The sequence below is a fragment of the Janthinobacterium sp. GW821-FHT03C08 genome, assembly GCF_059420905.1.
In genome coordinates this window covers 182,267-207,041 of the sequence record NZ_JBWKUP010000006.1, presented here as the reverse complement: position 1 = coordinate 207,041, position 24,775 = coordinate 182,267, and the positions used below count along the sequence as shown (strand labels likewise).

Below are 24,775 nucleotides of genomic sequence, written 5' to 3'. Positions count from 1 at the left end.
GTCCCGCCATATGCGAAAATGCCCGCCTTCGCCCTTGCCGGATCTTGCCCATGCTCCACACTGCCGTTGACCTCCTGAGCGCTTCCGATGCGCGCCGCATCGCGCGCCATGCCCCGGCGGCCGACGCCGCCCGCTTCCTGCACCCCGTCCAGCAAGCCTTGCTGCACCGGCGCGGCTGGCTGACGATGCTGGCGCCGCGCAGCGCGGGCGGCGCCGAGCTGCCACTGCCGCAGGTGGTGCGCCTGGAAGAAGCCGTCGCTGCCGTCGACGGCAGCATGGGCTGGGTGCTGACCCTGTGCGCGGGCGCGGGCTGGTTCGCGGGTTTTCTGGCGCCGGAGCTGGCGCGCAGCATCATCGGCACGCCGCGCGCCTGCCTGGGCGGCAGCGGCGCGGCCACGGGCTACGCGGAGGAAGAAGGCGACGGCTACCGCATCACGGGCAGCTGGGACTACGCCAGCGGCGCGCCCATGGCTACCCACTTCACCCTGAACGCGCGCCTGCAGCGCGATGGCCAGCCCCTGCTCGACGAGGCCGGCACGCCGCGCATCCGCGCCTTCCTCGTGCCGGCCGCGCTGGTGCAGCTGGTGCCCTCGTGGAACAGCCTGGGCATGCGCGCCAGCGCCTCGCACAGCTACCGCATCGATGGCGCGTGGCTGGGCAAGGAGCACGGCTTCGCCATCCGCCCCGACGCCGCGATGGCGCCCGGTCCCCTGTACTGCTACCCCTTCTATTCGCTCGCCTACGTGACCCTGGCCGCCAACGTGGCCGGCATGGCCGGCCACTTCCTGCAGCTGGCCGGGGAATGCATGCGCCACCGCCGCCACGCGCGCGCCGGCCTGCCCCTGCTGGACGTGCCGGAAGTGGCCGCCGTGCTGCAAGGCAGGAAGGACGCGCTGGCCGGCGCCCGCGCCCGCTTTTATGCCGTGCTGGACGACAGCTGGGCGCAGGTGGCGGGCGGCGCAGCGCTCGATGCCGCCGCCATGCAGGCCGTGCAAGCGGCGTCGCTGGGCCTGGTGGCTGCCTCCCGCGCCGCCGTCGACACTGTCTACCCCTACTGCGGCCTGTACGCGGCCCGCGAAGACACGGCCATCAACCGCGTGTGGCGCGATTTCCATACGGCCAGCCAGCATTCCCTGCTATTGCCCTGATCCGGGCTCATTGCGCCACGCGCACCACGTCACCGTCCAGCACGCCGTCGGGCGGGCTGTCGATGATGCGCTCCAGCCCTTCCCTGCCGCCGGCCAGTTCCACCACGTTGCCGAAGTCGCGCGCGATGGTGACTTTTTTCAGCAGCACCTTGCTGTCCGGCGTGACGGTGGCCACCTGCACGCCATCCTTGCCAAAGATCAAGGCGCCGGGCGGCACGGTCACGCCGCCCTGCGCTGCCGCGTCGGCAAAGCTGACGGTGGCAAAGCCGCCCGGCAGCAATTCCCCTGCGGCATTGTCGACCGACAGCTGCACCAGCATGGCGCCCGAGCCAGGGTTGATGGCTTGCGCGGACGACAGCACCGTGGCGCCGTAGCTCTTGCCGGGGCGCTCGGGCACGGCCAGTTGCGCCTTCGCGCCCGGCGCCACCTGCGCCACCTGGCGCTGCGGCACGCTGGCATACACGCGCAGGCGGCGCACGTCCGACACGACGAACAGCTCGCTGCCGGGCGCGCCGCCCACGCCGATCAGCGCGCCCACGTCCGTGTTCCTGGCCGTCACGATGCCGTCAAAGGGCGCCACCAGGCGCGCATAGCCCCGCAAGGTCTGCATGCGCTCGACATTCGCCTGCAGGGCGGCGACGGACGATTGCCGCGCCGCCAGGTCGCCCGTCTTTTCATCCGTTTCCTGCTGCGACACGCCGTCGATGGCGCGCAGTTCCTGCCAGCGCCGCGCCGTGCTGGCCGACAGGGCCAGGCCGCTGCGGGCGCTGGCCAGCTCGGCGCGCGCCTGCAGCAGCTGCTGGTCCAGATCAGGCGTGTCGAGTTCGGCCAGCAGCTGGCCCGCCTTGACGGGCGCGCCGATATCGACGGTCCAGCGTTTCAGGTAGCCGCTGACGCGCGCATAGATGGGTGCGCGCGACCAGGCCTCGATGCGCGCCGGCAAGGCCAGCGGCGCGGGGGCCAGGGTGCCGGCCGACACCAGCTTCACCGTCAGCACCTGCGACTGCGCGGCCCGTTCGGCGATGGCGGCCGCGTGCGAGCGCCGCCCCAGCAAGCCCGCGACGACGACGGCGAGCGCGATGACGGCCAGGCCCAGGCCCAGCAGCTTGTTGCGGGAACGAAAGAAATCAGCTGGCATGCGGCGGGACATAGGACGTGGCTCCGGTATCGGTGTGGGGTGGCGGCGGCGCCGGCTTGGCGCGGCGGGAAGGCTGGGCGTGCACGAGGCTGAAGACGACGGGCACGAAGACGAGGGTGGCGACGGTGGCGAAGACGAGGCCGCCGATGACGGCGCGCCCCAGCGGCGCATTCTGCTCGCCGCCCTCGCCCAGGCCCAGCGCCATGGGCAGCATGCCGATGATCATGGCCAGCGCCGTCATCAGCACGGGACGGAAGCGCACATGGCCCGCTTCCAGCGCGGCCAGCGTCGCATCCTGCAGCACGTCCAGGCGCTCGCGGGCAAAGCTGATCACCAGCACGCTGTTGGCCGTCGCCACGCCCATGCACATGATGGCGCCCGTCAGGGCCGGCACGGACAGGGTGGTATTCGTGGCGAACAGCATCCACAGGATGCCCGCCAGCGCGGCCGGCAGGGCCGAGACGATGACGGCCGGGTCCAGCCAGGACTGGAAATTGACGACGATCAACAGGTAAATCAGACCCACGGCGCCCAGCAGGCCGAACAGCAGGCCGGAAAAGGCCCGGTCCATGGTGCGCGCCTGGCCCAGCAACTGCACCGTGGCGCCCTTGGGCACCTGGGCCGCCGTCTCGGCCAGCACCCGGCGGATATCGGCGGCCACGGCGCCCAGGTCGCGGTCCTGCGTGGTGGCGTGGATCTGCACCATGCCCTGCACGTCGTACTGGCTGACGAGGGCGCTGCCGGCGCCGCGCTCGACGGTGGCCAGCGCGCCCAGGGTGGCGGCATTCGCATTGTTGCCATTGCCAATTGGCAAGTTGTTCAGCGCGGCCAGCGTATCGAGCTGGTACTGCGGCGTCTGCATAACGATGGGATAGCTGACGCCGTTGGCGGGATTCAACCAGTACGTGGGCGCCACCTGGCTGCTGCCGGCCAGGTTCACCACCAGGCTGCTGGTGACGTCGCGCGTGGTCAGGCCCAGCAGCTGCGCCTGCGTGCGGTCCACGTCCACGTTCAGCACGGGCGCCCGGTTCGACTGCTGGATGCGGGCGTCGGCCACGCCGGGAATGGCGCGCATGCGCTTGAGCAGGCGCTGCGCGTGGGCATAGCTGGCCTCCGTGTCGCGCCCGCGCACCTGCACGTCGATGGGTGCGGGAGCGCCGAAGTTCAGGATCTGGCTGACGATGTCGGCGGGCGGGAATGAAAACGTGGTGTCGGGAAATTCACGCGGCAAGACCTCACGCAGCCGGCGCACGTAGTCGGCCGTGGGCCGGTGGCCTTCGCGCAGGGCGATCTGGAAATCGCCGTCGTGCGGGCCCATCACGCCCGTATTGTTATAGGTCAAGTTGATGCTGCTGGGCGGCAAGCCGATATTGTCCACCATGGTGGTGATCTCGGCGGCGGGGATCACGCGGCGGATGGCTTGCTCGATGCGGGCGAAGCGGGCCGCCGTCTCCTCCACGCGCGAACCGACGGGCACGCGCGCATGCATCAGCAGCTGGCCCGAGTCGACGGACGGGAAGAAATTGCTGCCGATAAAGGGCAGCAGCAGGAACGACAGCGCCACGACGGCGAGAAAACCGGCGATGAAGGGCTTGCGCGCCGCCATCGCCGCTTCCAGCACCTCTTGATAGCCGGCGCGCAGGCGCTCGAAGCGGGCCTCGAAGCGGCGCTGGAAGCGCACGAGCGGATTGCGCGTGGCGGCCACGGGCGCGTCGGCATGCGCGTGCTGGCGCAGCAGGTAGTTGGCCATGGTGGGCACCAGGGTGCGCGACAGGATGAAGGAGCAGATCATGGCGAACATCACGGCTTCGGCCATGGGCACGAAAAGGAAGCGCGACACGCCTTCCAGGAAGAACATGGGCACGAAGACGATGCAGATGCACAGCAGGGAGACGAGCGCCGGCGTGACGATCTGCTGCGCGCCGTCGAGGATAGCCGTTTCCACGGGCTTGCCCTGCTCCAGGTGCCAGTTGATGTTCTCGATCGTCACGGTGGCGTCGTCGACGAGGATGCCGACGGCCAGCGCCAGCCCGCCCAGGGTCATCAGGTTCAGGGTTTCGCCGAACGCGGCCAGGGCGATGATGGAACCGAGGATGGACAGGGGGATCGAGATGGCGATGATGACGGTCGAGCGCCAGCTGCCGAGGAACAGCAGGATCATGACGCTGGTCAGCGCCGCCGCGATGGCCCCCTCCAGCGCCACGCCCTTGATGGCGGCCCGCACGAACACGGACTGGTCGTTGATGGGCACGACGTTCAGGGCGGCCGGCCACGACGGTTTCAGCTCGGCCAGCTTGGCGCGCACGCCGTCGACGATGGCCAGGGTGGAGGCGGAACCGTTCTTCAGCACCGACATCAGCACGGAGCGGCTGCCGTCCACGTGCACGATATTCGTCTGCGGCGCATTGCCGTCATGCACGTCGGCCACGTCGCGCAGGTAGATCGTGCTGCCATTGACCACTTTCACGGGCAGGCGGCCCAGTTCCTCGATGACGGATGGCGCGCTGTTGACCTGCACCGTGTATTCCAGGGCGCCGATCTTTTGCGTGCCCACCGGCACCAGCACGTTCTGCGCCGCCAGGGCGGCGGCGATATCCTGCGCCGACAGGCCGCGCGCCTGCAGCGCATCGGGCTTCACGTCGATCTGCACCTGGCGCTGCTTGCCGCCGTACGGCAGGGGAATCGCCGCGCCCGCCACCGTCACCAGCGGCGTGCGCACCGTGTTCAGGCCCAGGTCGAACAGGTTCTGCTCGCTCAAGCCCTGGCCCGACAGGGCCAGTTGCAGGATGGGCACGGTGGCCGCGTTGTAATTGAGGATCAGGGGCGGCGTGGTGCCGGCCGGCATTTGCCGCAAGGCCACCTGCGACACGGCCGTCACCTGCGCATTCGCCACGGCGATGTTCGCGCCCGGCTGGAAGAAAATCTTGACGATGCTGATGCCGGGATAGGTATTGGCCTCGATATGCTCGATATCGTTGACGGTGGTCGTCAGGCTGCGCTGGAACAGGGTGGAAATGCGCCCCGCCATCTGGTCCGGCGGCAGGCCCGTGTATTGCCAGGCGACGGCGATGACGGGGATGCGGATCTCGGGAAACACGTCGGTGGGCGTGCGCAGGGCCGCCAGCGGCCCGATGATCAGGATCGCCAGCGCCATCACGACGAAGGTATAGGGCCGCCGCAAGGCGACGCGGACTGCGTCTATCAGCACGAGAACTCCACTGGTGGGGATAAGGAAGGACGTGACAGGAAGGTAGTACAAGCGGCTGCCGCCGTCCCGGCATGGCCCTGTTTTCGCGCCGCAAGACCCTGGACCCGCCCACTTGCGTGCCCTGCCGTGGCACGGTGGCGCTACTGTAAGGCCAGTGCGGCGTGGCGACTAGCGGGGGAAAACGGCATGCTCTTATTAGCTGGGCTAATGAATGGGCCCGGCGCCCCGCCCCGGCCTATCTATGCCGCCGGCCGTCCTTCCACGGGGTAGCCGGGGTCCGTATAGCCATGCGTGGAGGCATGGCCCGGCGCCACCAGCGCGTCGACGAAGGCGTCGTCCTCCGGTCCCAGCCGCAGGGCCAGGGCGGCCACGTAGGCATCCCACTGCGCCTCGGTGCGCGGGCCGGCGATGGCGGCGCTGATATAGGGATTGCTCAGCACCCACGCGAGGGCGAAGGCGACCGGGGTGGTGCCGCGCGCGGCCGCATGGGCGGCGACGGCTTGCGCGATGCGCAGCGATTCGGGGCGCCACTCCGTCTGCGCGATGCGCTTGTCGCCCCGCCCTGCCCGGCTGTCGGCCGGCGGCGGCGCGTCCGGCGCATACTTGCCGCTGAGAACGCCACGCGCCAGCGGACTATAGGACACGCTGCCCAGCCCCAGGTGAAAGGCGGCCGGCAGCTGCTCCACTTCCGCCTTGCGGTCGACGATGTTGTACAGCGGTTCGCTGGCGATGGGGCGCGGCATGCCCAGTTGGTCGGCCATGCGCACGACGTCGGCGATGCGCCAGCCGTGGAAATTCGATACGCCGTAATAGCGCAGCTTGCCCTGGCGTATCAGATCGTCGATGGCGCGCAAGCCTTCTTCCAGGGTCACGTCCGTCAAGGCCCGGTGGAAATACAGGATGTCGAGGTAATCCGTGCCCAGGCGCCGCAAGCTGGCCTCGAGCGACTGCGTGATCCATTTGCGCGACTGGCCCTGGCGGTTCGGCCCTGCCCCTGCCGCTGCGGGAAAGCCGAACTTGCTGGCCAGCACCCAGTCGTCGCGCTGGCCGGCCACGGCCCGGCCGACGATTTCCTCGGAGCGGCCGGCGTGGTAGACGTCGGCCGTGTCGAGGAAGTTGATGCCCTGCGCATGCGCGCTGGCGATGATGCGCTGCGCCGTAGCGGCGTCGGCCTCGCCGCCGAACATCATGGCGCCCAGGCAAAGGGGCGACACTTGCAGGGCGCTGCGGCCCAGATAGCGGTAACTGCCGCGGGGATCCATGGGGGAAGGCATCTGCTCGCTCCTCGTTGATGTGATGGCGATCATGCTACGCCCCGCCGCCGCCCGCCGCCAGGGGGCCAGGCCGCATACGCTTATGCACGGCGTGCATGACCGGGGCCAGTCTCCGGCCCAGCCGAACGCCTGCGGCGGCGCATAGCCTGATAATATAGGACGCATCGCTATTTCACGGCCCCCATCCATGCACGTCAATACCCTCAGCAGCCTGGCGCAGCTCCTGGCCAGCGCCGAAACGGAATCGCTGGCCTTTCCCACCAGCGTGAATACGGCCCTGCTCCTGCAAAGGGAGCTGGCCAACCCCGATTGCCATTCGGCCGACATCAGCCGCCTGCTGCTGTGCGAACCGACCCTGTCGGCGCGCGCCGTGGCGCTGGCCAACTCGGCCCTGTTCGCGCCCGGCCACGCCCCCGCCGTCACCAGCGTGCGCGCGGCCGTCGAGCGCCTGGGCCACCGCAACCTGTATGCGCTGGCCACGGCGGCCGTCATCCGCCAGCTGAACGCGGGCATCAAGGACCCCGCCCTGCGCGCCCGCGCCACCCAGCTGTGGGCGCACACCGTGCACGTGGCGGCGCTGGCCCATGAAATCGCCCGCGCCGTGACGCGCACGGATGCCGATACGGCCCTGTTCGCCGGCATCGTGCATGAAGTGGCCGGCTTCTACCTGCTGGCCCAGGCCGACAGGACGCCGGACCTGTACGCGCAGCTGGAAACGCAGATGGCGCCCGCGCTGGAAGTCATCGGCCGCGCGCTGATGCAGCAGCTGGGCGTGCCGCAGCCCGTGGCCGACGCCGTCAACGCCCTGCCCGGGTCGACCGTCATGCTGCCGCCCGCGGGCCTGCGCGACACCCTGCTGCTGGCCAAGGCGCTCGCGCCCGTGCCCTCGCCCCTGCCGCAGGCCTGCGTCACCGTCGGCGCGCCGCTGCGGGCATATCTCGACCACGATCCCGTGCTGCAGGCCCTGCGCGCGCAGCCATCGGCCGAAGCAAGGGAGCTGATCGCAGTACTGCTCAGCTGAGCGGCCATCTGCTATGATGGCGCTGGCCGGGATGGACCCGGCTTGCCCCTACTATGCAATTGCTATTGCGACATCAGTTTACTGGAAGACTGCCTTGACTACCTCCTTACGCATGCTCGGCCTGGCCGCAGCCCTGACCGTGGCGTGCAACGCCAACGCCGACAGCTTCGTTTCCTCGGCCTCCAGTGCCGGCTCGCAGTCGAGCGGCAGCATTTCCGATTCGCTCAAGGGCTCGAGCAACAGCTCCTCGCGCGACAACAAGGTCGCCAACGGCCCCTACCGCATCATCGACGTGGCCGCCGTGCCGGGCCGCGACGGCATGACGCGCCTGACCATGCAGGCCGACGCCACGGCAACACCCCTGGTGCTGGACCTGCCGCAGGCGGCGCTGGACAAGCAGCTGCTGGCGCAGGGCGACATGGTGTATGCGCAAAACCGCGCCTACGGCATCGAATTCTCGCGCAACGACACGCGCGCCGCCTTCTTCCTCGTGCTGGCCGACGACTGGTACGGCGAACTGGCCACGCGTCCGGTCAGCCTTTGATCCCTCGATTGCCCCCGCGCCGCCTGGCGCGGTGCCTGGCCGCCTGCGCCGCGCTGGCCCTGGCGGGCGCCGCCCATGCGGGCGGTTCGCTGGCGTCGGCGCGCTTTTGCGACCGCGCGCAGGAACTCACGGCCACGGAGCAGGATCGCTTGCTGCGCTTTGCCGCCGTCGTGCGCGAGGAACTGGCCGCCAGCGAAGGCAGCGTGGCCCTGATCAGCCGCTCCGGCCTGGACCTGGCCCGCTTCGGCATCCGCTACTCGCACGCGGCCCTGGCCTGGCGCCACGATGACGGCGCCTGGTCGGCGCGCCAGCTGTACTACGCCTGCGACGAAGGCCGCCCGCGCATCTTCGACCAGGGCACGGCCGGTTTCGCCATGGGCACGGAAAATCCCGCGCTCGGCTACATCGCGCTCGTGAAACTGCCGGCGGAAACGACGCCGCCCCTGCGCCGCGCCCTGCTCGACCCCGTGCGCGTGCAGCAGCTGCTGGCCGGGCGCTACAGCGCCAACGCGTATGCATTCAATTTGAAATATCAGAACTGCAACCAGTGGGTGGTGGAAATGCTGGCCGCCGCCTGGGGCGAACTGGCCGAGGGCAGCGACCTGCGCGCGCGCGCGCAGGACTGGCTGCGCACGGCGCCCTACGCGCCCGCTCCCGTCGACGTGGGCGCCCGCTGGCTGATGCTCGGCTCGATCTTCGTGCCCCTCGTGCACATGGACGACCACCCGCCCGGGGCGATACGCTCGATGCAGCTGGAAGTAAGCCTGCCGGCCAGCCTGGAAGCGTTCGCGCGCCAGCGCCTGCCCGCCAGCGAACGCGTGGAAATCTGCCACGACGGCAAGCAGGTGGTGGTGCACCGGGGCTGGGAACCCATCGCCGAGGGCTGCGTGCCCGGCCCGGGCGACCGGATCATCGCCCTCGACTGATCACTGCTGCGCGTCGAGCGCCTCGCCGATCGCATAGAAGCGCCCGCCCGCGATGTAATGCAGGCTGCGCCAGGACGGATCGGCCCCCTCGAAATGCCAGTGCCCGTCGCGGAACACGCGCGTGTCGGCCCAGGCGCCCGTCACCTCGCCGATGAACAGGTCATACGCAGCCTGGTTGTGCGGCTCGGGCAGCAGCTTGCACGCCAGCCAGGCGGAACACCCGGCCACGCACGGCGCCTCGACACCTTCCATCTGAAACAGCCGCACGCCGGCGCGCGCCAGCTTGTCCGGCTGCGCGTCGAGGCTGTGCGTGCCGACGGCCTGCGTCAGCTGCAGCTGCGCCGCCGTCGGCACCTGGATGACGAAGCTGCCGCTGCCCTCGACCAGCGCGCGCGTGCGCGTCGCCTTGTCCAGCACCACGGTGAGCTTGGGCGGCGCGAAATCGAGGGCGCAGGCCCAGGCGGCTGCCATCACGTTCTCCACGCCGGCATGGCGCGCCGAAACGAGGATGGACGGGCCGTGGTTGAGCAAACGATAGGCCTTTTCCAGCGGCACGGCGGCGATCTGGCCGTCGGCGGCGCTCATCGCGGCACTCCGCGCGCCGGCAGCGGCAAGACCATGTCGCACCGGTCGATGCCGGGGCCGAAGCCGTCCGGCGTCACCTTCTCGGTGACGAAGCCGAACGCCGCGTAAAAGCCCTGCGTATGCTGGCTGGTGTTCAGCCTGACGCTGGCCACGCCCGGCATGGCGCCGATGGCGTCCAGGCGGGCCTGCGTCAGCGCGCGGCCGAGGCCCTGTCCATGCAGGTCCTGCGCCACCATGCCCCAGCACAGGCTGGCGACGCTGCCATCCCCGTCCGGCGCATGGCCGCCGCAGGCGACGAGGCGGCCGCCGCGCAGGATGACCAGGTAGGGATGCGGCGAGGCAGCGAGCCAGGCGGCGAAGTCCGCCCGTTCGGACGGGTCGAAAAAGCGCGGCGTATTGCCGTCGAAGAGGGCCAGGCAGGCGTCGCGGTCGCTGGCCTGGTAAGGGCGTACTGTCTGCATGTGCTGTCCTTTCTGGAACAGGAGCGCAGATTATACGGGCGTGTGCTCACAGCAGCCGCTCCGACGTCACCACGTGCACGCCGGGCGTGGCGCGCATCGCCGCTTCCAGCAGGGCGTGCGCGATGCGCGGCGCCGGGTTGATGCGCCAGCGCGCCGGCAGCACGGGGCCAAGCACGCGCAGCACGCCCAGCGCCAGCCCCTCGCCCATGCGCGCTTCATCGCGCTCGCCGCCGATCAGGCCGGGGCGCACGTGCGTGAGCGAGGCAAAGCCCAGCCCTTCCAGGTCGCGTTCCAGCTCGCCCTTGACGCGGTTGTAGAAGATGCGCGAGCCGGCGCTGGCGCCGGCGGCGGAATTGAGCACGTAGGCGGGCGTGCCCGCCGCCATGGCCAGGCGCGCGACGGCCAGCGGGTAGTCGTGGTCGACCCGCCGGAACACTTGCCGCGTGCCGGCCGCCTTCATGGTCGTGCCCAGGGTGCAGATGACGGCGTCGGCCTGCCACCAGGGCGCGTCCGGCGGCAGCCGGTCGAAGTCGACGAGGGGCGCCTGCAGTTTCGGGTGCGCGGGCAAGGCCTTGCGCACGGGCGCGACGACCGTGGCGACGCGGGCATCGGCCAGCGCCAGGGCCAGCACATGGCGGCCCACCAGGCCCGTGGCGCCCACGAGGAGTAAATTCATGATTGTCCCATCAGAGTGGCTGTCGGCCCCCACCATACACGCAAGTCAGGACAGGCGCAGCGCCAGTGCCGCCAGGGTGGCCAGCAGCACGGGCACGGTCAGCACGATGCCGATGCGGAAATAGTAGCCCCAGGAGATGTGGATATTCTTGCTGTCGAGCACATGCAGCCACAGCAAGGTGGCCAGGCTGCCGATGGGCGTGATCTTCGGTCCCAGGTCGCTGCCGATGACATTGGCGTAGATCATCGCCTCGCGCACGGCGCCCTGCGCCGTGGTCGGGTCGATGGCCAGCGCGCCCACCAGCACCGTCGGCAGGTTGTTCATCACGGACGACAGCAAGGCCGTCAGCACGCCCGTGCCCATGGCCGCGCCCCACACGCCGTACTGGGCAAAGTGGTTCAGCATGCCCGTCAGGTAGGCCGTCAGGCCCGCATTGCGCAAGCCGTAGACGACGAGGTACATGCCCAGCGAAAAGACGACGATGTGCCATGGCGCGTGGCGGATCACATGATGCGTGGAAATGACGTGGCCCTTGCCCGCCACGCCCAGCAGCAGCGCGGCGCCCACGGCGGCGATCAGGCTGATGGGCACGCCCAGGCTTTCCTGTGAGAAAAATCCCACCAGCAGCAGCGCCAGCACCAGCCAGCCGGCGCGGAAGGTTGCCAGGTCGCGGATGGCGGCGCCGGGACGCTTCAGCTGCGCGGCGTCATAGTCGCGCGGAATGTCCTTGCGGAAAAAGAGCAGCAGGACGCCCAGGGTGGCGGCCACGGCGACGACGTTGACGGGCACCATCACGGACGCGTACCCGGCAAAGCCGATCTTGAAATAGTCGGCCGAGACGATATTGACCAGGTTCGACACCACCAGGGGCAGGCTGGCCGTGTCGGCGATGAAACCGGCCGCCATGACGTAGGCCAAGGTGGCCCTGGCGGAAAACTTCAGGGCGCGCAGCATGGCGATGACGATGGGCGTGAGGATCAGCGCGGCGCCGTCGTTGGCGAAGATGGCGGACACCAGCGCACCCAGCAGCACCAGCAGCACGAACAGCCGGCGCCCGCTGCCGCCGCCCCAGCGCGCCACGTGCAGCGCGGCCCACTCGAAGAAGCCGGCCGCGTCCAGCAGCAGGCTGATGATGATGACGGCAATAAACGTGCCGGTGGCGTTCCACACGATGTGCCAGACGACGGGGATGTCGCCCCAGTGGATCACGCCCGCCAGCAAGGCGACACCGGCGCCGATGACGGCGCTCCAGCCGATGCCCAGGCCGCGCGGCTGCCAGATGACGAGGGTTAAGGTGGCGAGAAAGATAAGGAAAGCGGTCAGCATGCGGCGAGGGTCCCGTGCAATGCGGCAGCGCGGGCACCATGCGCCGCGGCCTGTGAAAGTCAAAATATTTCCATAATACTGGAATTATTGAATGAAGGCAAAGGGACGGCCCTGTTTGCCGTGGCCAGCCAGGGGCGGGGACGCAAAAATAGTTTGCCCGCCCCGCAATGCTTGTATTTAAGCAACTTAATCGGTGTATAGTCGCAGGCATTGCCAACACGGGGAACAGGCAGGGAAGGACAATGGCGCGCATTTATCAGAGCAACAACATGGGTGAAGCGGACGTGCGGGTGGCGCTGGTGCCGCGCGAGCGCGCCGACCTGCTCGTGCACCGCGTGGGCAGCTGGGGCCTGGCGCACGGCGACGCCCTGTGGTTCGTCACCCGCGAGCGGCAGGACGCCACGGCCCGCGTGTATTTCACTTCGCCAGGCTTCGCGCAGCTGGCCATCTGTTTTGTCGAGCACGCGGCCGAGGCAGGCTGGGTGCGGCAACACCGCTTCAAGGACTGCCTGTCGCGCGGCGCCACCTGAGCATCGAGCAGAGGACTACGCCATGGATCTGATTTTACTGGAACCCGGCAACGGGGAACTCGTGTTCGGCAAGGCGCCGGACGGTGACAAGGGCGGCGGCATCGACGCCACCTGGCGCGACGCCGCCGCGCTGCGGGGCATGGGCGCGGCCCAGCCGACCAGCTGCATATCGCCCGCCATGCGGACAGCAAGACGGCCAACGTCATCACCATTGCCCTGCGCGACGCCATGATCAGCGAATTCCAGCTGCAAACCCATGCCGACGACATGCCCACCGAGCAGTTCAAGCTGAACTTCACGGAAATCCTCTGGAGCCACAGCGTGCAGCAGGCCGACGGCGAGGATGCGGGCCCCGGCATTGCCAAGGAACTGGCGCCGCACGTGTTCGAAGCGTTTCGCCGCGGCGACAGCGACGGCGGCGACCCGCATGCGGGCAGCGGCCTGGGACGGGCCGTGGTCGAAGCCATCGCACGCGCCCACGGCGGCAGCGCGGCCTGCACACGCGGCAAGGCAGGCGGCAGCCTGTTTACGGTGAAATGGCCGGTGGAGCACGGCGCGCCGCCAGCCGCCGGCTGATCAGGCGGGCGCCTGCGGCGGCGTGGCGGCATCGGCGCGCAGCATATCGACAAAGGCGCGCAGCATGGGCGGCATCTGGCGCCGGCCCGGGTAGTACAGGAAGTAACGGGACGGCGGCGGCAGGCAGCGTTCCAGCACGCACACCAGGCGCCCCGCCGCGATATCGGCGCGCGCATCGGCTTCGTACACGTAGGCCAGCCCCGCGCCATCGCGGGCCGCGCGCAGCATCAGTTCATCGTCGTCGAACACGAGCGGGCCATCGACGGCGATGCTGACGGCTACCCCCTCCTGCCCGAACTCCCACGCATACTGGCGCCCGCTGGGAAAACGCCGGCTTATGCAGGCATGCGCCAGCAAGTCGCGCGGCGTGGCCGGCGCGCCATGCGCCGCCAGGTAGGCGGGCGACGCCACCACCACGAAGGGCTGCGGCGCGCCCACGGGCACGGCGATCATGTCGGCCGCCACCTGTTCGCCGAAGCGGATGCCCGCGTCAAAACCGTCGCGCACGATATCGATCATGCCGTCGTCGGTGACCACTTCCACCTGCACGCGCGGATAGCGGGCGACAAAACGGGCCAGCATGGGCCCCAGCAGCAGCCGCGCGGCCGGACGGGGCACGTTCAGGCGCAGCTTGCCGGCCGGTTCGTGCTGCAGGGTGCTCAGGTCCAGCAAGGCGTCGTCGATTTCGCGCATGGCCGGTTCCAGCCGCGCCAGCAGTTGCTGGCCCGCCTGCGTCGGCGTGACGCTGCGCGTGGTGCGGTTCAGCAGGCGCACGCCCAGGCGCTCTTCCAGCGCGCGCAATGCATGGCTGAGCGCGGAGGCGGACACGCCCCGCTCCACGGCCGCCTTGCGGAAGCTGCGCAGGCGGGCGACGGCCGCAAAGGCCGTCAATTCGTTGAGGTCAGCCATTATCGGGGAAACAATTCATGAAAAAAATTCAGTAATGCATGCAGAATTAGCCATCTTATCGCATGCTGTTCATTAAGCCATACTCCTTGCATCTTTTTTTGAAAGGAAATGACAATGGAACACAGAACACTGGGAAACTCCGGTTTGCGCGTCGCCCCCATCGGCCTGGGCTGCATGGGCATGAGCTTTGCCTACGGCGCCGCAGACGAAGCCGCCTCGCTGCGCGTGCTGCACCGCGCCGTGGAGCTGGGCGTGACCCTGATCGATACGGCGGAAGTGTACGGCCCCTACGCCAACGAGGAACTGGTGGGCCGCGCCCTGAAAGAATTACGCGGCAAGGTCAGCGTGGCCACCAAGTTCGGCTTCAAGATCTTGCCGCACGGCCAGGGCGTGGAACGCATGGCCGGTGTCGACAGCCGCCCCGAACATATCGTGCAAGCCGTGGAAGGTTCGCTGGCCCGGCTCGGCATCGAGTGCATCGACCTGCTATACCAGCACCGGGTGGACCCCGCCGTGCCCATCGAAGACGTGGTCGGCGCCATGGCCGGCCTGGTGCGGGCGGGCAAGGTGCGCCACCTGGGGCTGTCGGAAGCGTCGGCCGCCACCCTGCGCCGCGCCCACGCCGTGCATCCGATTGCGGCCGTGCAGTCCGAATACTCGCTGTGGAGCCGCGAGGTGGAAGCGGACGTGCTGCCCGCCTGCCGCGCGCTCGGCATCGGCTTCGTGCCCTACAGCCCGCTGGGCCGGGGCTTCCTGACGGGCCAGCTGTCGTCCAGCACCACGCTGGCGGCCGATGACTACCGCCACAGCCTGCCCCGCTTCCAGCCCCAGGCCATGGCCGCCAACGGGCATCTCGTTGCCGAGTTGCAGCGCCTGGCCGCCGCGCGCGGCGCCTCGGCGGCGCAGCTGGCCCTGGCATGGCTGCTGGCGCAAGGCGACGACATCGTGCCGATTCCCGGCGCACGCAGCCTGGCGCACCTGGAAGAGAACGTGGCCGCAGCGCAACTCACCCTGAGCGACGCAGAGCTGGCTGCCATCGGCGCCGCCATCGCGCCCGCCAGCGTGCAAGGCGCGCGCTACCCGGCAGCGGAGCTGGCCATGGTGGGGCTGTAAAGGACACGGACAGCTCATCTATACAACTCTCTTTGCGGCGCCGCACTTGAAATGGCTGAATCCGCTATCATTTCCAATCTGAACTATTCACTCTGAAAGGGATACACATGTCCGATTTGCTCGAAACACTGCAATGGCGTTACGCCACCAAGAAGATGGACCCGACGAAAACGGTGCCGCAAGAGAAGGTCGAGCGCATCCTGGAAGCCGTGCGCCTGACGGCCAGCTCCAGCGGTCTGCATCCCTACGAAGTGTTCGTCGTGACGAATCCGGCCCTGCGCGAGCAGATCAAGCCGCATGCATGGAACCAGTCGCAAGTGACGGACGCCTCGCACCTGCTGGTGTTTGCCGCCTGGGACAATTACACGGCCGAACGCATCAACGCCCGCTTTGACCTGGTCAATACCGTGCGCGGCTTCAAGAACGAAGGCTGGGAAGCCTACCGCCAGCAGATCCTGGCCACGTATCCGCAGCGCGACGCGGAAACCAACTACCAGCACGCGGCGCGCCAGGCCTACATCGGCGTGGGCACGGCCCTGATCGCCGCGGCGCAGGAAAAGGTCGATTCGACGCCGATGGAAGGTTTTGATCCGGCCAAGGTCGACGAGATCCTGAAGCTGCGCGAGAAAGGCTTGCGCTCCGTCGTCATGCTGCCGCTGGGCTACCGCGCCGATGAAGGCGACTGGCTGGTGGACCTGAAAAAAGTACGCCCCGCGCGCGAGCAGTTCATCACCGAACTGGCCTAAGCGCCGCGCCAGCGACTGAAAAGCGGATGCCCTCGCCGGCATCCGCTTTTTTTTCGTTCACGCCGCCTGCGGGAAGCGCACCGTCACCTGCAGGCCACGGCCCGCCGCCCCTGCGGCCAGCGCGATGTCGGCCTGGTGATGCTCGGCGATGTGGCGCACGATGGACAGGCCCAGGCCGCAGCCCCAGGCGTCGTTGCCGTCGGGACGGAAGAAGCGGTCGAACAGGCGGCCGTGGTGCTGCAAGGGCACGCCGGGGCCGTTGTCGGACACGCGCAGCAGGGGCCGCCCGCCCTCGAGCGCCGACTGCAGGTCCACCCTGCCGCCCTGCTGCGTGTAGCGCAGGGCGTTGTCGATCAGGTTGTTCAGCAAGACCTGCAGGCCGTCGGGATCGGCCTGCACCAGCACGGGCGCGGCCCCACCAGCCGGTTCGAGCACGCCCAGGTCGATCGCGCGGCTGTCGGCCAGCGCGCTGTGGTCGGCCACGGCCGCTTCCAGCAATTGTCCCAAATCAACTGTTTGCAGCTGGGCCGCCGTCAGCGCCGTTTCGTGGCGGGCCAGGCTGAGCAATTGGCGCACGAGGTGCGTGCTGCGGTCCAGCCGTTCATGCAGCCGTGACAGCGCGAGCCGGCGCGCCGCCTCGCTGTCGGCCCGCTCCGCCACCTGCAGCTGCAGCTTCAGCGCCGTCAGCGGCGAGCGCAGCTCGTGGGCGGCGTCGGCGACAAAGGTGCGCTGCGCCGTCAGCGCCGCCTCGAACTGCCCCATCAAGCCATTCAGCGCCAGCGCCACGGGACGCAGCTCGGGCGGCATGTCGTCGGCCGCCAGCGGCGTCAGGGCGTCCGGCGAGCGGCCTGCCACCGATTGCGCCAGGCGCCGCAGGGGCGCCAGCGCGCGTCCCACGACGGCGACGATCAGCAGCGCCAGGATCAGCGCGAACACCAGCAGGGGCGCGCCGGCGCGCATGGTCATCTGCGCCGCCAGCTGGTTGCGCACGTCCATCGCCTGCGCCACCTGCACGTAGCGCCCGCGCCGCGTCTCGCCGTACAGCCGCCAGTCCTCGCCCTGGATCGTGACGTCCGCAAAGCCGGCCAGCGCGTAGCGCGGCAGCTGCGGCTGGCCCGCCAGCACGGGCAGGGACTCGCCCTCCTCGTCCCACGCCTGCAGCACGAACGCTTCTTCCGGCTCTTGCGCGGCGGCCAGGCCCGTCTGCGGCTCGAACTCGTCGGGCAAGGCGACGGCCAGCTGGCGCAGCTGCAGATCGGCCAGTTCATTGGTTTCTTCCAGCAGCGAACGGAACAGCGAGATACCGGCCCCGAGCACGCACAGCAGGGTGGCGGCCAGCAAGCCGAGCAGCAACTGGCGGCGGATGGTCATCATGGCGCCAGCCGCATCTTGTAGCCCACGCCGCGCACGGTCTGGATGCAGTCCGCGCCGAACTTCTTGCGCAGCTGATACACGTACACGTCGACGGTATTGCTTTCCACTTCGCTATCCCAGCCATACAGCTTTTCGCCCAGTTGCCGTTTCGACACCACCTTGCCCGGGTGATCGAGCAAGGCGCGCAGCACGGAAAACTCGCGCGGCGGCAGCTTGATCTGTTCTCCCGCAAACGTGACGTCGTGGCTGGCCAGGTCCAGGGTCAGCGCGCCATGCTCGATGACGGAGCGCGAGCGGCTGACCCGGCGCCGCAGCAGCGCGCGGATGCGGGCCAGCAGCTCATCGAGATCGAAGGGTTTCACCAGGTAATCGTCGGCGCCGCTGTCGAGGCCTTCCACGCGGGCCCGCGTGCCGTCGCGCGCCGTGATGATCAGCACAGGCAGATCGCCGCCGCGCGCGCGCGTGGCGCGCAGCACCGCCATGCCCTCCTTGCCGGGCAAGCCCAGGTCCAGCAGCATCAGGTCGTAGGCGAAACCGCCCAGCGCCAGTTCCGCATCCTTGCCGTCGCGCACCCAGTCCGCCGCATAGCACTCGCCGCGCAAGCCATCGACGATGCTTTCCCCGATCATCGGATCGTCTTCCACCAGCAACACACGCACCCCGGTCCCTCGCAATCGCATAAAGGCGACATCTTACCGTGGCTGGCAGAAGCGCGCTGGCGCGCCCGGCAGCGGCCAGGTGGCGCCGCGCGGCACCCTCCCCGGCCGCGAAGTCGAAGTTTTACAGGTCTTGCTTGCGGTTCAAGGTGACGTCCACGCCGGTGCCCGTGATTGGCATCGTGTATTGCGCCATGTCAGAAAAATTCTGCACGATATAGGTCTGGCCCACCATCGGCGGCGTGGCCACCATGAAGTAGAAGTTGGGCAGGTACTCGAAGCTCGCCGCCATGCGCGGGTCGACCTGCGGCATGGTCACGACGGGCTTGTCGTTGACGTACCAGTTGCCGTCGAATTGGCCGGCGGGCATGGCCTGGTTGATGACGCCGCACTGCTGTGGCGTCAGCGGACTCTGCGCCGGCGACGCGGCGGGCTGCAGCAGCGGCGACAGGCCGCTCGGACTGGCGGCCCACAGCAGTTGCCCCGGCAGCACGGGCTTGCGGTCCGCATCGGTCTTCCCATCGTTCGCGCCATCGCTGCTGTTGCCGGCCGAGATCACCTCTTCAAAGGCGAACGATTCCGTGCTGCGGGGCGCCCCGCTCAAGACTTGCCAGGCATGCAGGCGGTAATCGCTCTGCGGACTCTGCGGCTTGAGGAAAACCAGCACGGTCTTGCCTCGCATGTCGTCGTTTGTCACGTTGTAGTTGACCTTGAATTGCGTCGTCATCACTTGCTCCTCGCTCTGTACCTGCCCGGACTCAGGAACAATGGCGCCGGAGGACGAGTCCGTGAATTCCCAGGCGCCCCCTCATGCTTGCTGCAAACGCGTGCCAGGCTGCCCGCGCGGTGCAGCCCTCCCCACAGCAGGATGCGGCAATCGCGACGCAATGAGCAAGTAGATGAACTATTTTCTGAAATGCAATCATATGGGATCGCATGCCGTGGCATTCTCACCAAAAGTCACGCTGCAAATAATGGGGTTATTGCCATTGGGCTGCCCCGATGGCGCGCGCAGCGCGCAGCATGCCAGGCTGCCAGCGCAGGCTTGACTTGCCCGCCAAAATTCATTAACTTGATAGTAAAAAAACCGTGCGGTGCGCGTCGTCCACCAGCACTGCCAGACCCAGCCTGCCGGCGCGCCGCACCACGGCGCCGGTTCCGCCGCACGCTTACACCTACACGGGTCACCAGGCCATGCCGACACACGCTCCCTCCCCGGCCCATCCGCTGGCCACCGCCCTGGCCCTGTCGCTGGGCGCCGCCGTCGCCCTGGGCCTGTCGCGCTTTTCCTACGGCTTGCTGCTGCCGCCCATGCGCGCCGACCTGGGCTGGTCCTACCTGCTGGCAGGCTCCATGAATACCTTCAATGCGCTCGGTTACTTTCTCGGCGCCCTGGCCACGCCGGCCCTGATGCGCCGCCTGGGCGTGTGGCGCCTGCTGATGGCGGGCTGCGTGCTGGCCAGCCTGTTCATGCTGATGTCCGGCCTCGTCAGCGACACCACCGCCCTGTTCCTGCAGCGCGTGTGCGCGGGCGTGGCCAGCGCCTTCATCTTCATCGCCGGCGGCGTGCTGGCGGCCAGGCTGGGCGCCATGCACAGCCAGCGCGCGGGCTTCTATATTGGCCTGTACTACGGCGGCACGGGCTTCGGCATCGCCCTGTCGGCCCTGCTGGTGCCGGCCGCCCTGGACGCCGCCCATGACCATGGCGCCGCGCATGCCTGGCAGTGGCCCTGGCTGGCACTGGGCATCGCCTGCCTGCTGGCCACCGCCATCATGGCGGCACCGGCCCGGGCCATCGGCGAAACGCCACGCGCGCCGGACGCGGGCCGGCGCTTCGCCTGGCGCGATTTTGCCCCCAGCCTGGCCGGCTATTTCATGTTTGGCGTCGGCTACATCGGCTACATGACCTTCGTCATCGCCCTGCTCAAGCAGCAAGGCATGAGCGCCACGCTCGTCACCGTGTTCTACACCTTGCTGGGCCTGGCCGTGGTGGCCTCGTCGCGCATCTGGGCGCGCATGCTGGACCGCTACCGGGGCGGCGAATCGCTGGCCATCCTGAACGCCGTGCTGGGCGCCGCCACCATCCTGCCCGCGCTGACCAGCCTGGTGCCCGTCGTGTTCATCTCCGGCCTGGTCTTCGGCGCCGTCTTCCTGTCGGTGGTGGCCTCGACGACGGCCCTGGTGCGGCATAATCTGCCGCAGGAATCCTGGACGGCCGGCATCAGCGCCTACACGACCGTCTTCGCCCTGGGCCAGATCGCCGGCCCCGTCGCCGTCGGCTGGATCGCCGATGGTCCGGCGGGACTGGAGCGGGGGCTCATCGCCTCGGCCATCGCCCTCTTCATCGGCGCGGCCCTGGCAGCGCGGCAAAAGGCGCTGGCGCCAGCCGCGTAGTAGACTGCCACCGTAAACCACTCGCCCGGAAGGAAGACGATGAACGCAGATGCACGGAAAGTCCCGCCCGCCATGGATGCCGACACCCTGGCATTCATCCAGGGCCTGTTCGCCCTCGTGCGCGAAGGCGATACGCAGCAGCTGGGCGCCATGGTGGCGCAAGGCGTGCCTGTCAATTTCCGCAACGAAAAAGGCGACAGCCTGATCATGCTGGCCGCCTACCACGGCCACCTGGAAACGTCGCGCCTGCTGCTCGAGGCGGGCGCCGACGCCAACGTGGCCAATGACCAGGGCCAGACGCCGCTGGCCGGCGTGGCCTACAAAGGCTACCTGGAGATCGCCGAACTGCTGCTGCGCCATGGCGCGCAGGTGGAAGGCGCCAGCCCGGACGGCAAGACGCCATTGATGATGGCGGCCATGTTCAACCGCCTGGCCATCTTCGAGCTGCTGCTGCGGCATGGCGCCCGCATCGACGCCGCGGACAGCCGCGGCATGACGGCCGCCACGCTGGCCAGGAGCATGAATGCGCAGGAGACCCTGGCCCGCCTGGCCGACCTGGGACAGACTGCCTGAACCCGGCGGCCCCGGCGCCCGGCGACGGCGTGCAGCGCGCGGGCGCAGCGCAAGACGGAAGCTGGACCGGCATCGCCCCGTACCGCACGGTGCAACGGTCGGCCGCCGTGGATTTCTGACGCGCCGAACGGTCAGGCATCGCCCGGCATGGCGCGGCGCAGGCAGTAGCCGGCGCCCGCCACCGTGTGCAGCAGCGCTTCGCCGTGGCCGTGGTCGACCTTGCGGCGCAGGCGGTGCATGTGCATGTCGATGATATTGCCGCGCGGTTCGAAATCGTAGTCCCACGCCGCTTCCAGCAGCATGGCGCGCGTGACGACCTGGCCGGCACGGCGCATCAGCAGTTCCAGCAGCAGGAATTCGCGCGGCTGCAGCTCCAGCTCGCGTCCGTCGCGCCAGGCCGTGCGGGCGGCCGTATCGACGCGCAGGCCCGCCAGTTCCAGCACGGGCTGGCGCCGGCTCGCGTCGCTGCGCCGTCCCAGCGCCTCGAGGCGCGCCAGCATCTCGGCAAACGCGTACGGCTTGACCAGGTAGTCGTCCGCCCCGGCGCGCAGGCCTGCCACGCGCTCCTCGGTGCTGCCCAGGGCGCTGACCATCAGCACGGGCGTGTGCGCGTCGCGCTGGCGCAGCTGGGCCAGCAGCGCCATGCCGTCCATGCCCGGCATGCGGCGATCGACGATCACCACGTCGTAGATGCCTTCGCCCGCCATGGCCAGGCCCGTCGCGCCGTCGCCCACCTGGTCGGCCACGTGGCCGCTCTCGGCCAGGCCCCGTGCCAGGTACTGGGCCGAGCGGCGGTCATCCTCGATTACCAGTAGACGCATTGCGCGATTCTTTCCATAATTGCCAGGCAGTGGCCCAACATGAACGATTTTTAATCCGCGCGCGAAGCGCCTGTAGCCGGCGGCACGGCATAATGGCCAGTATATATCAGGGGCGCGCGGCGATATGCCGCCGCCACGCACAAGGAGGACAACATGGCCAGGGTGCTGGTAATCGAAGATGACGCGCAGACGGCCAGCGAGATCGACGCGGCCCTGTCCGACTATGGCCACCGGGTCGACCTGGCCGGCAATGGCCGCGACGGCCTGCTGAAAGCCGTCACCGGCAGCTATGACGTGATCGTGCTGGACCGCATGATGCCGGGCGGCCTCGATGGCCTGGCCGTGCTGTCCACCCTGCGCACGGCCGGCACCACCACGCCCGTGCTGATCCTCAGCGCCCTGTCCGCCGTGGACGAGCGCGTGCGCGGCCTGCGCGCGGGCGGCGACGACTACCTGGCCAAGCCCTTCGATTTCATCGAACTGACGGCGCGCCTGGACGCCCTGCTGCGCCGCCGCGACGCGGCGCCCGCCGTCACGGGCTTCCAGCTGGCGAACCTGGAAATGGACCTGCTGACGCACACCGTGCGCCGCGCCGGCCAGACCATCGACCTGCTGCCGCGCGAATTCCGCCTGCTCGAATACCTGTTCCGCAATGCCGGCCAGGTGCTCACGCGCACCATGGTCTTCGAAGCCGTGTGGGACTACCGCAGCGACGAGCGCAGCAACGTCATCGACGTGCACATCAGCCGCCTGCGCAAGAAGATCGACCCGGACGGCACGGCGCCGCTGATCCATACCTTGCGGGGCTCAGGCTATGTCTTCCGTGCCCCCGACTAAATGGTGGCAAGCCGCCCCCGGCGGCCCCACGGCCCTGCTGCATGGCCTGCGGCGCGCGGCCAGCTTCCGCATGGCGCTGCTGTTCCTGGCCCTGTACGGCCTGATTTCGCTGCTGCTGTTCGCCTTCCTGTACGTGCAGATCTCCGCCTACGCCCTGGGCCGCATCGACGACTGGCTGGCGCGCGAGCGCAATGGCCTCATGCGCGACGGTATCGCCGAGCTGCATGCGCGCGTGGATTTCCACGCCCGCCTCGACCCCGACAACGTGCGTCCCTTCGGCCTGTACGACGCGCAGGGCCGCCACCTGGCCGGCACCTTTCCCGGCCCCCTGCCCCCGCTGGCCCGTGACGGCCGCGCCGTCAGCATGGCGGTGCAGGACGGCCGGCGCGAACTGCGCGCGGCCGCCTTCGCGCTGGAAAACGGCCAGACCCTGCTGCTGTCGCAGGACCTGCACGAGTTCAAGGAGTTCGACGAAGTGCTGGTGCGTGCCCTGGCGTCGGCCGCGGCGCTGGCACTGCTGCTGGGCATGACGGGGGCAGCCATCATCGGCCGCGGCTCCGTGCGCCGCCTGGACGCCATCACGCGCGCCATCGAAGCCATCGTCTCCGGCGACTTGAGCCAGCGCCTGCCGCAGCGCCCGGCGCAGGGCGCCAACGACGACGTGGACCGCCTCGTCATCGTCGTCAATGGCATGCTGGACAACCTCGAACGGCTGATGCGCGAAGTCAAGGGCGTCTGCGACGGCATCGCGCACGACCTGCGCACGCCGCTGGCGCGCCTGCTGGCCGGCCTGGAACGGGCGCAGCGCCGCGCCGGCAGCGCCGCCGACTACCATGCAGCGGTGCAGGCGGCGATCGGGGAAACGCTGTCTCTGCTGGCCACCTTCAACGCCATGCTGCGCATCTCCGAGGTGGAAGACGGCATCCGCCGCGCCGGTTTCACGAACGTGGACCTGGCCGCCGTGCTCGATGACGTGATCGAATTCTATGAGCCCAGCGGCGAGGAAAAGCACCTGGCCATCGACTATGCGCGTCCGGCGGCCCTGCGCCTGCCCCTGCGCGGCGAAGCGAGCCTGCTGTTCGAGGCCTTCGGCAACCTGCTCGACAACGCCATCAAGTTCACGCCCGACGGCGGCCGCATCGCCGTGCGCCTGTGGCAGGACGACGCGGGCTACGGCATCGACATCGAGGATACGGGTCCCGGCATTCCCGCCGCCGAGCGCGAAGCCGTGTTCCAGCGCTTTCACCGCAGCGAGGCGAGCCGCCACCTGCCCGGCAACGGCCTGGGACTGAGCCTGGTGGCCGCCGTCGCCCGCCTGCACGGCTTCAGCATCGCCATCGCCGACAGCCAGGCCGGCTGCCGCATCGAACTGCGCCTGCCCATGTCCCCGAATACCTCCGTGCCTGAAAGGATGCCCGCCCCATGACGCCCCAATCGAACTGGATCACCTTCGCCCTCGCCTCCGCCGTCTTTGCCGCGCTGACGGCGCTGTTCGGCAAGCTGGGCGTGGCGGGCCTCAATTCCAACCTGGCCACCTTCATCCGCACCGTCGTCATCCTCGCCGTCATCGGCGGCATCGTCTCGCTGCGCGGCGAATGGCAAAGTCCCGCCACCATCAGCGCGCGCAGCTGGCTGTTCCTGGTGCTGTCGGCCATCGCCACGGGACTGTCCTGGCTGTGCTATTACCGCGCGCTGCAGCTGGGACCCGTCAGCCGGGTGGCGCCGCTCGACAAGCTCAGCGTCGCCCTGGCCATCGTGCTGGGCGTGGTCTTCCTGGGCGAGACCCTGACCTGGCCCGTGGCGCTGGGGGCCGCGCTGATCGTCGCCGGGTCCATCATCATGGTGATCTTCTAGGTTTTCTCCCGAAGCTGCGGCGCGCTCAGTGACAGCTAAGTCTCGCGCCCTATGCTCTCCATGGCGCACCCCACGCGCGCAACCA

The 24,775-nt window shown here is 69.0% G+C and carries 26 protein-coding genes; 14 read left to right on the top strand and 12 right to left on the bottom strand.

Features of this window, described 5'->3' with window-relative positions; all coding sequences use genetic code 11:
• The first annotated feature begins 50 nt into the window (after positions 1–50).
• Positions 51–1,148, top strand: coding sequence for an acyl-CoA dehydrogenase family protein (locus tag AC07VL_RS10375; RefSeq protein WP_494805751.1), 1,098 nt, complete (start codon positions 51–53; stop codon positions 1,146–1,148).
• Positions 1,149–1,155: 7 nt separating this feature from the next.
• On the opposite strand, the gene AC07VL_RS10370 is transcribed toward AC07VL_RS10375, so the two are convergent.
• From AC07VL_RS10370 to AC07VL_RS10360, 3 genes are all read right to left on the bottom strand, one after another.
• Positions 1,156–2,298 (bottom strand): efflux RND transporter periplasmic adaptor subunit, encoded by a 1,143-nt coding sequence (locus AC07VL_RS10370; protein ID WP_494805750.1) that lies wholly within the window; start codon positions 2,296–2,298, stop codon positions 1,156–1,158.
• Entirely contained in the window at positions 2,276–5,491 is a 3,216-nt protein-coding gene (locus tag AC07VL_RS10365; protein WP_494805857.1) for an efflux RND transporter permease subunit, read from the bottom strand. Before AC07VL_RS10365 ends, AC07VL_RS10370 begins: the two co-directional genes overlap by 23 nt.
• Before the next feature lie 242 nt (positions 5,492–5,733).
• Complete coding sequence (locus AC07VL_RS10360) at positions 5,734–6,768, bottom strand: aldo/keto reductase (RefSeq protein ID WP_494805749.1); 1,035 nt, start codon at positions 6,766–6,768, stop codon at positions 5,734–5,736.
• A 187-nt stretch (positions 6,769–6,955) separates the two neighbouring features.
• Between AC07VL_RS10360 and AC07VL_RS10355 the strand changes: the two genes are divergently transcribed.
• From AC07VL_RS10355 to AC07VL_RS10345, 3 genes are all read left to right on the top strand, one after another.
• Entirely contained in the window at positions 6,956–7,789 is an 834-nt protein-coding gene (locus tag AC07VL_RS10355; RefSeq protein ID WP_494805748.1) for an HDOD domain-containing protein, read from the top strand.
• 112 nt (positions 7,790–7,901) lie between these two features.
• Complete coding sequence (locus tag AC07VL_RS10350) at positions 7,902–8,333, top strand: hypothetical protein (protein WP_290605404.1); 432 nt, start codon at positions 7,902–7,904, stop codon at positions 8,331–8,333.
• Positions 8,334–8,341: 8 nt separating this feature from the next.
• Positions 8,342–9,259, top strand: a complete 918-nt coding sequence (locus tag AC07VL_RS10345) for a DUF2145 domain-containing protein (RefSeq protein ID WP_494805747.1) — start codon at positions 8,342–8,344, stop codon at positions 9,257–9,259.
• Here AC07VL_RS10345 and AC07VL_RS10340 read toward each other — a convergent pair whose 3' ends face one another.
• The 4 genes from AC07VL_RS10340 to AC07VL_RS10325 are packed head-to-tail and all read right to left on the bottom strand — an operon-like array spanning position 9,260 to position 12,307.
• Positions 9,260–9,844 carry a flavin reductase family protein gene (locus AC07VL_RS10340; protein ID WP_494805746.1) on the bottom strand — a complete coding sequence of 195 codons (585 nt, stop codon included), beginning with the start codon at positions 9,842–9,844 and terminating at the stop codon, positions 9,260–9,262.
• Complete coding sequence (locus AC07VL_RS10335; RefSeq protein WP_494805745.1) at positions 9,841–10,305, bottom strand: GNAT family N-acetyltransferase; 465 nt, start codon at positions 10,303–10,305, stop codon at positions 9,841–9,843. The genes AC07VL_RS10340 and AC07VL_RS10335 overlap by 4 nt, the downstream gene beginning before the upstream one ends.
• Positions 10,306–10,351: 46 nt before the next feature.
• Entirely contained in the window at positions 10,352–10,981 is a 630-nt protein-coding gene (locus AC07VL_RS10330; RefSeq protein ID WP_494805744.1) for a Rossmann-fold NAD(P)-binding domain-containing protein, read from the bottom strand.
• Positions 10,982–11,026: 45 nt separating this feature from the next.
• Positions 11,027–12,307, bottom strand: a complete 1,281-nt coding sequence (locus AC07VL_RS10325; protein ID WP_494805743.1) for an arsenic transporter — start codon at positions 12,305–12,307, stop codon at positions 11,027–11,029.
• A gap of 242 nt (positions 12,308–12,549) precedes the next feature.
• On the opposite strand from AC07VL_RS10325, the gene AC07VL_RS10320 reads away from it, so the two are divergent.
• The 3 genes from AC07VL_RS10320 to AC07VL_RS10310 are packed head-to-tail and all read left to right on the top strand — an operon-like array spanning position 12,550 to position 13,413.
• Entirely contained in the window at positions 12,550–12,837 is a 288-nt protein-coding gene (locus AC07VL_RS10320) for a 7(1) septoil knot domain-containing protein (RefSeq protein ID WP_494805742.1), read from the top strand.
• Between the two features lie 22 nt (positions 12,838–12,859).
• Entirely contained in the window at positions 12,860–13,069 is a 210-nt protein-coding gene (locus tag AC07VL_RS10315) for a hypothetical protein (RefSeq protein ID WP_494805741.1), read from the top strand.
• The gene (locus tag AC07VL_RS10310) at positions 13,000–13,413 is read left to right on the top strand and encodes an ATP-binding protein (RefSeq protein WP_494805856.1); all 414 of its coding nucleotides are present in this window, start codon (positions 13,000–13,002) and stop codon (positions 13,411–13,413) included. Before AC07VL_RS10315 ends, AC07VL_RS10310 begins: the two co-directional genes overlap by 70 nt.
• Here AC07VL_RS10310 and AC07VL_RS10305 read toward each other — a convergent pair whose 3' ends face one another.
• Positions 13,414–14,322: a LysR family transcriptional regulator gene (locus AC07VL_RS10305; RefSeq protein WP_494805740.1), complete on the bottom strand. Its 909-nt coding sequence runs from the start codon at positions 14,320–14,322 to the stop codon at positions 13,414–13,416.
• Positions 14,323–14,436: 114 nt separating this feature from the next.
• On the opposite strand from AC07VL_RS10305, the gene AC07VL_RS10300 reads away from it, so the two are divergent.
• Together AC07VL_RS10300 and AC07VL_RS10295 are read left to right on the top strand one after the other, a co-directional pair.
• A complete protein-coding gene (locus tag AC07VL_RS10300) occupies positions 14,437–15,435 on the top strand; it encodes an aldo/keto reductase (RefSeq protein WP_494805739.1) in 999 nt (332 codons plus the stop codon).
• A gap of 107 nt (positions 15,436–15,542) precedes the next feature.
• Positions 15,543–16,181 carry an NAD(P)H-dependent oxidoreductase gene (locus AC07VL_RS10295; protein ID WP_494805738.1) on the top strand — a complete coding sequence of 213 codons (639 nt, stop codon included), beginning with the start codon at positions 15,543–15,545 and terminating at the stop codon, positions 16,179–16,181.
• A gap of 57 nt (positions 16,182–16,238) precedes the next feature.
• Here AC07VL_RS10295 and AC07VL_RS10290 read toward each other — a convergent pair whose 3' ends face one another.
• From AC07VL_RS10290 to AC07VL_RS10280, 3 genes are all read right to left on the bottom strand, one after another.
• A complete protein-coding gene (locus AC07VL_RS10290; protein ID WP_494805737.1) occupies positions 16,239–17,555 on the bottom strand; it encodes an ATP-binding protein in 1,317 nt (438 codons plus the stop codon).
• Positions 17,552–18,214 carry a response regulator transcription factor gene (locus tag AC07VL_RS10285; RefSeq protein WP_494805736.1) on the bottom strand — a complete coding sequence of 221 codons (663 nt, stop codon included), beginning with the start codon at positions 18,212–18,214 and terminating at the stop codon, positions 17,552–17,554. Before AC07VL_RS10285 ends, AC07VL_RS10290 begins: the two co-directional genes overlap by 4 nt.
• Before the next feature lie 121 nt (positions 18,215–18,335).
• Complete coding sequence (locus AC07VL_RS10280) at positions 18,336–18,938, bottom strand: hypothetical protein (protein WP_494805735.1); 603 nt, start codon at positions 18,936–18,938, stop codon at positions 18,336–18,338.
• 467 nt (positions 18,939–19,405) lie between these two features.
• On the opposite strand from AC07VL_RS10280, the gene AC07VL_RS10275 reads away from it, so the two are divergent.
• Positions 19,406–20,605 carry a YbfB/YjiJ family MFS transporter gene (locus AC07VL_RS10275; protein ID WP_494805734.1) on the top strand — a complete coding sequence of 400 codons (1,200 nt, stop codon included), beginning with the start codon at positions 19,406–19,408 and terminating at the stop codon, positions 20,603–20,605.
• Between the two features lie 39 nt (positions 20,606–20,644).
• Positions 20,645–21,178 (top strand): ankyrin repeat domain-containing protein, encoded by a 534-nt coding sequence (locus tag AC07VL_RS10270; protein ID WP_494805733.1) that lies wholly within the window; start codon positions 20,645–20,647, stop codon positions 21,176–21,178.
• Positions 21,179–21,309: 131 nt separating this feature from the next.
• Here AC07VL_RS10270 and AC07VL_RS10265 read toward each other — a convergent pair whose 3' ends face one another.
• Positions 21,310–21,999 carry a response regulator transcription factor gene (locus AC07VL_RS10265; protein WP_494805732.1) on the bottom strand — a complete coding sequence of 230 codons (690 nt, stop codon included), beginning with the start codon at positions 21,997–21,999 and terminating at the stop codon, positions 21,310–21,312.
• Between the two features lie 153 nt (positions 22,000–22,152).
• Here AC07VL_RS10265 and AC07VL_RS10260 point away from each other — a divergent pair, with 153 nt between their 5' ends.
• Genes AC07VL_RS10260 through AC07VL_RS10250 form a run of 3 tightly spaced genes read left to right on the top strand, consistent with a single transcriptional unit; the run spans position 22,153 to position 24,690 of the window.
• Positions 22,153–22,836, top strand: coding sequence for a response regulator transcription factor (locus AC07VL_RS10260; RefSeq protein WP_494805731.1), 684 nt, complete (start codon positions 22,153–22,155; stop codon positions 22,834–22,836).
• Entirely contained in the window at positions 22,823–24,262 is a 1,440-nt protein-coding gene (locus tag AC07VL_RS10255) for a sensor histidine kinase (protein ID WP_494805730.1), read from the top strand. The genes AC07VL_RS10260 and AC07VL_RS10255 overlap by 14 nt, the downstream gene beginning before the upstream one ends.
• Complete coding sequence (locus AC07VL_RS10250) at positions 24,259–24,690, top strand: EamA family transporter (RefSeq protein ID WP_494805729.1); 432 nt, start codon at positions 24,259–24,261, stop codon at positions 24,688–24,690. Before AC07VL_RS10255 ends, AC07VL_RS10250 begins: the two co-directional genes overlap by 4 nt.
• Positions 24,691–24,775: the final 85 nt, after the last annotated feature.

Excerpts from the sequence above, each read along its gene's own strand:
- AC07VL_RS10280 (WP_494805735.1), bottom strand. The coding sequence starts at position 18,938 with ATGACGACGCAATTCAAGGTCAACTACAACGTGACAAACGACGACATG.
- AC07VL_RS10305 (WP_494805740.1), bottom strand. The coding sequence starts at position 14,322 with ATGGCTGACCTCAACGAATTGACGGCCTTTGCGGCCGTCGCCCGCCTG.
- AC07VL_RS10270 (WP_494805733.1), top strand. The coding sequence starts at position 20,645 with ATGAACGCAGATGCACGGAAAGTCCCGCCCGCCATGGATGCCGACACC.
- AC07VL_RS10290 (WP_494805737.1), bottom strand. The coding sequence starts at position 17,555 with ATGATGACCATCCGCCGCCAGTTGCTGCTCGGCTTGCTGGCCGCCACC.
- AC07VL_RS10360 (WP_494805749.1), bottom strand. The coding sequence starts at position 6,768 with ATGCCTTCCCCCATGGATCCCCGCGGCAGTTACCGCTATCTGGGCCGC.
- AC07VL_RS10325 (WP_494805743.1), bottom strand. The coding sequence starts at position 12,307 with ATGCTGACCGCTTTCCTTATCTTTCTCGCCACCTTAACCCTCGTCATC.
- AC07VL_RS10260 (WP_494805731.1), top strand. The coding sequence starts at position 22,153 with ATGGCCAGGGTGCTGGTAATCGAAGATGACGCGCAGACGGCCAGCGAG.
- AC07VL_RS10320 (WP_494805742.1), top strand. The coding sequence starts at position 12,550 with ATGGCGCGCATTTATCAGAGCAACAACATGGGTGAAGCGGACGTGCGG.
- AC07VL_RS10355 (WP_494805748.1), top strand. The coding sequence starts at position 6,956 with ATGCACGTCAATACCCTCAGCAGCCTGGCGCAGCTCCTGGCCAGCGCC.
- AC07VL_RS10275 (WP_494805734.1), top strand. The coding sequence starts at position 19,406 with ATGCCGACACACGCTCCCTCCCCGGCCCATCCGCTGGCCACCGCCCTG.
- AC07VL_RS10375 (WP_494805751.1), top strand. The coding sequence starts at position 51 with ATGCTCCACACTGCCGTTGACCTCCTGAGCGCTTCCGATGCGCGCCGC.
- AC07VL_RS10370 (WP_494805750.1), bottom strand. The coding sequence starts at position 2,298 with ATGTCCCGCCGCATGCCAGCTGATTTCTTTCGTTCCCGCAACAAGCTG.
- AC07VL_RS10295 (WP_494805738.1), top strand. The coding sequence starts at position 15,543 with ATGTCCGATTTGCTCGAAACACTGCAATGGCGTTACGCCACCAAGAAG.
- AC07VL_RS10330 (WP_494805744.1), bottom strand. The coding sequence starts at position 10,981 with ATGAATTTACTCCTCGTGGGCGCCACGGGCCTGGTGGGCCGCCATGTG.
- AC07VL_RS10335 (WP_494805745.1), bottom strand. The coding sequence starts at position 10,305 with ATGCAGACAGTACGCCCTTACCAGGCCAGCGACCGCGACGCCTGCCTG.
- AC07VL_RS10340 (WP_494805746.1), bottom strand. The coding sequence starts at position 9,844 with ATGAGCGCCGCCGACGGCCAGATCGCCGCCGTGCCGCTGGAAAAGGCC.
- AC07VL_RS10315 (WP_494805741.1), top strand. The coding sequence starts at position 12,860 with ATGGATCTGATTTTACTGGAACCCGGCAACGGGGAACTCGTGTTCGGC.
- AC07VL_RS10300 (WP_494805739.1), top strand. The coding sequence starts at position 14,437 with ATGGAACACAGAACACTGGGAAACTCCGGTTTGCGCGTCGCCCCCATC.
- AC07VL_RS10250 (WP_494805729.1), top strand. The coding sequence starts at position 24,259 with ATGACGCCCCAATCGAACTGGATCACCTTCGCCCTCGCCTCCGCCGTC.
- AC07VL_RS10265 (WP_494805732.1), bottom strand. The coding sequence starts at position 21,999 with ATGCGTCTACTGGTAATCGAGGATGACCGCCGCTCGGCCCAGTACCTG.
- AC07VL_RS10350 (WP_290605404.1), top strand. The coding sequence starts at position 7,902 with ATGCTCGGCCTGGCCGCAGCCCTGACCGTGGCGTGCAACGCCAACGCC.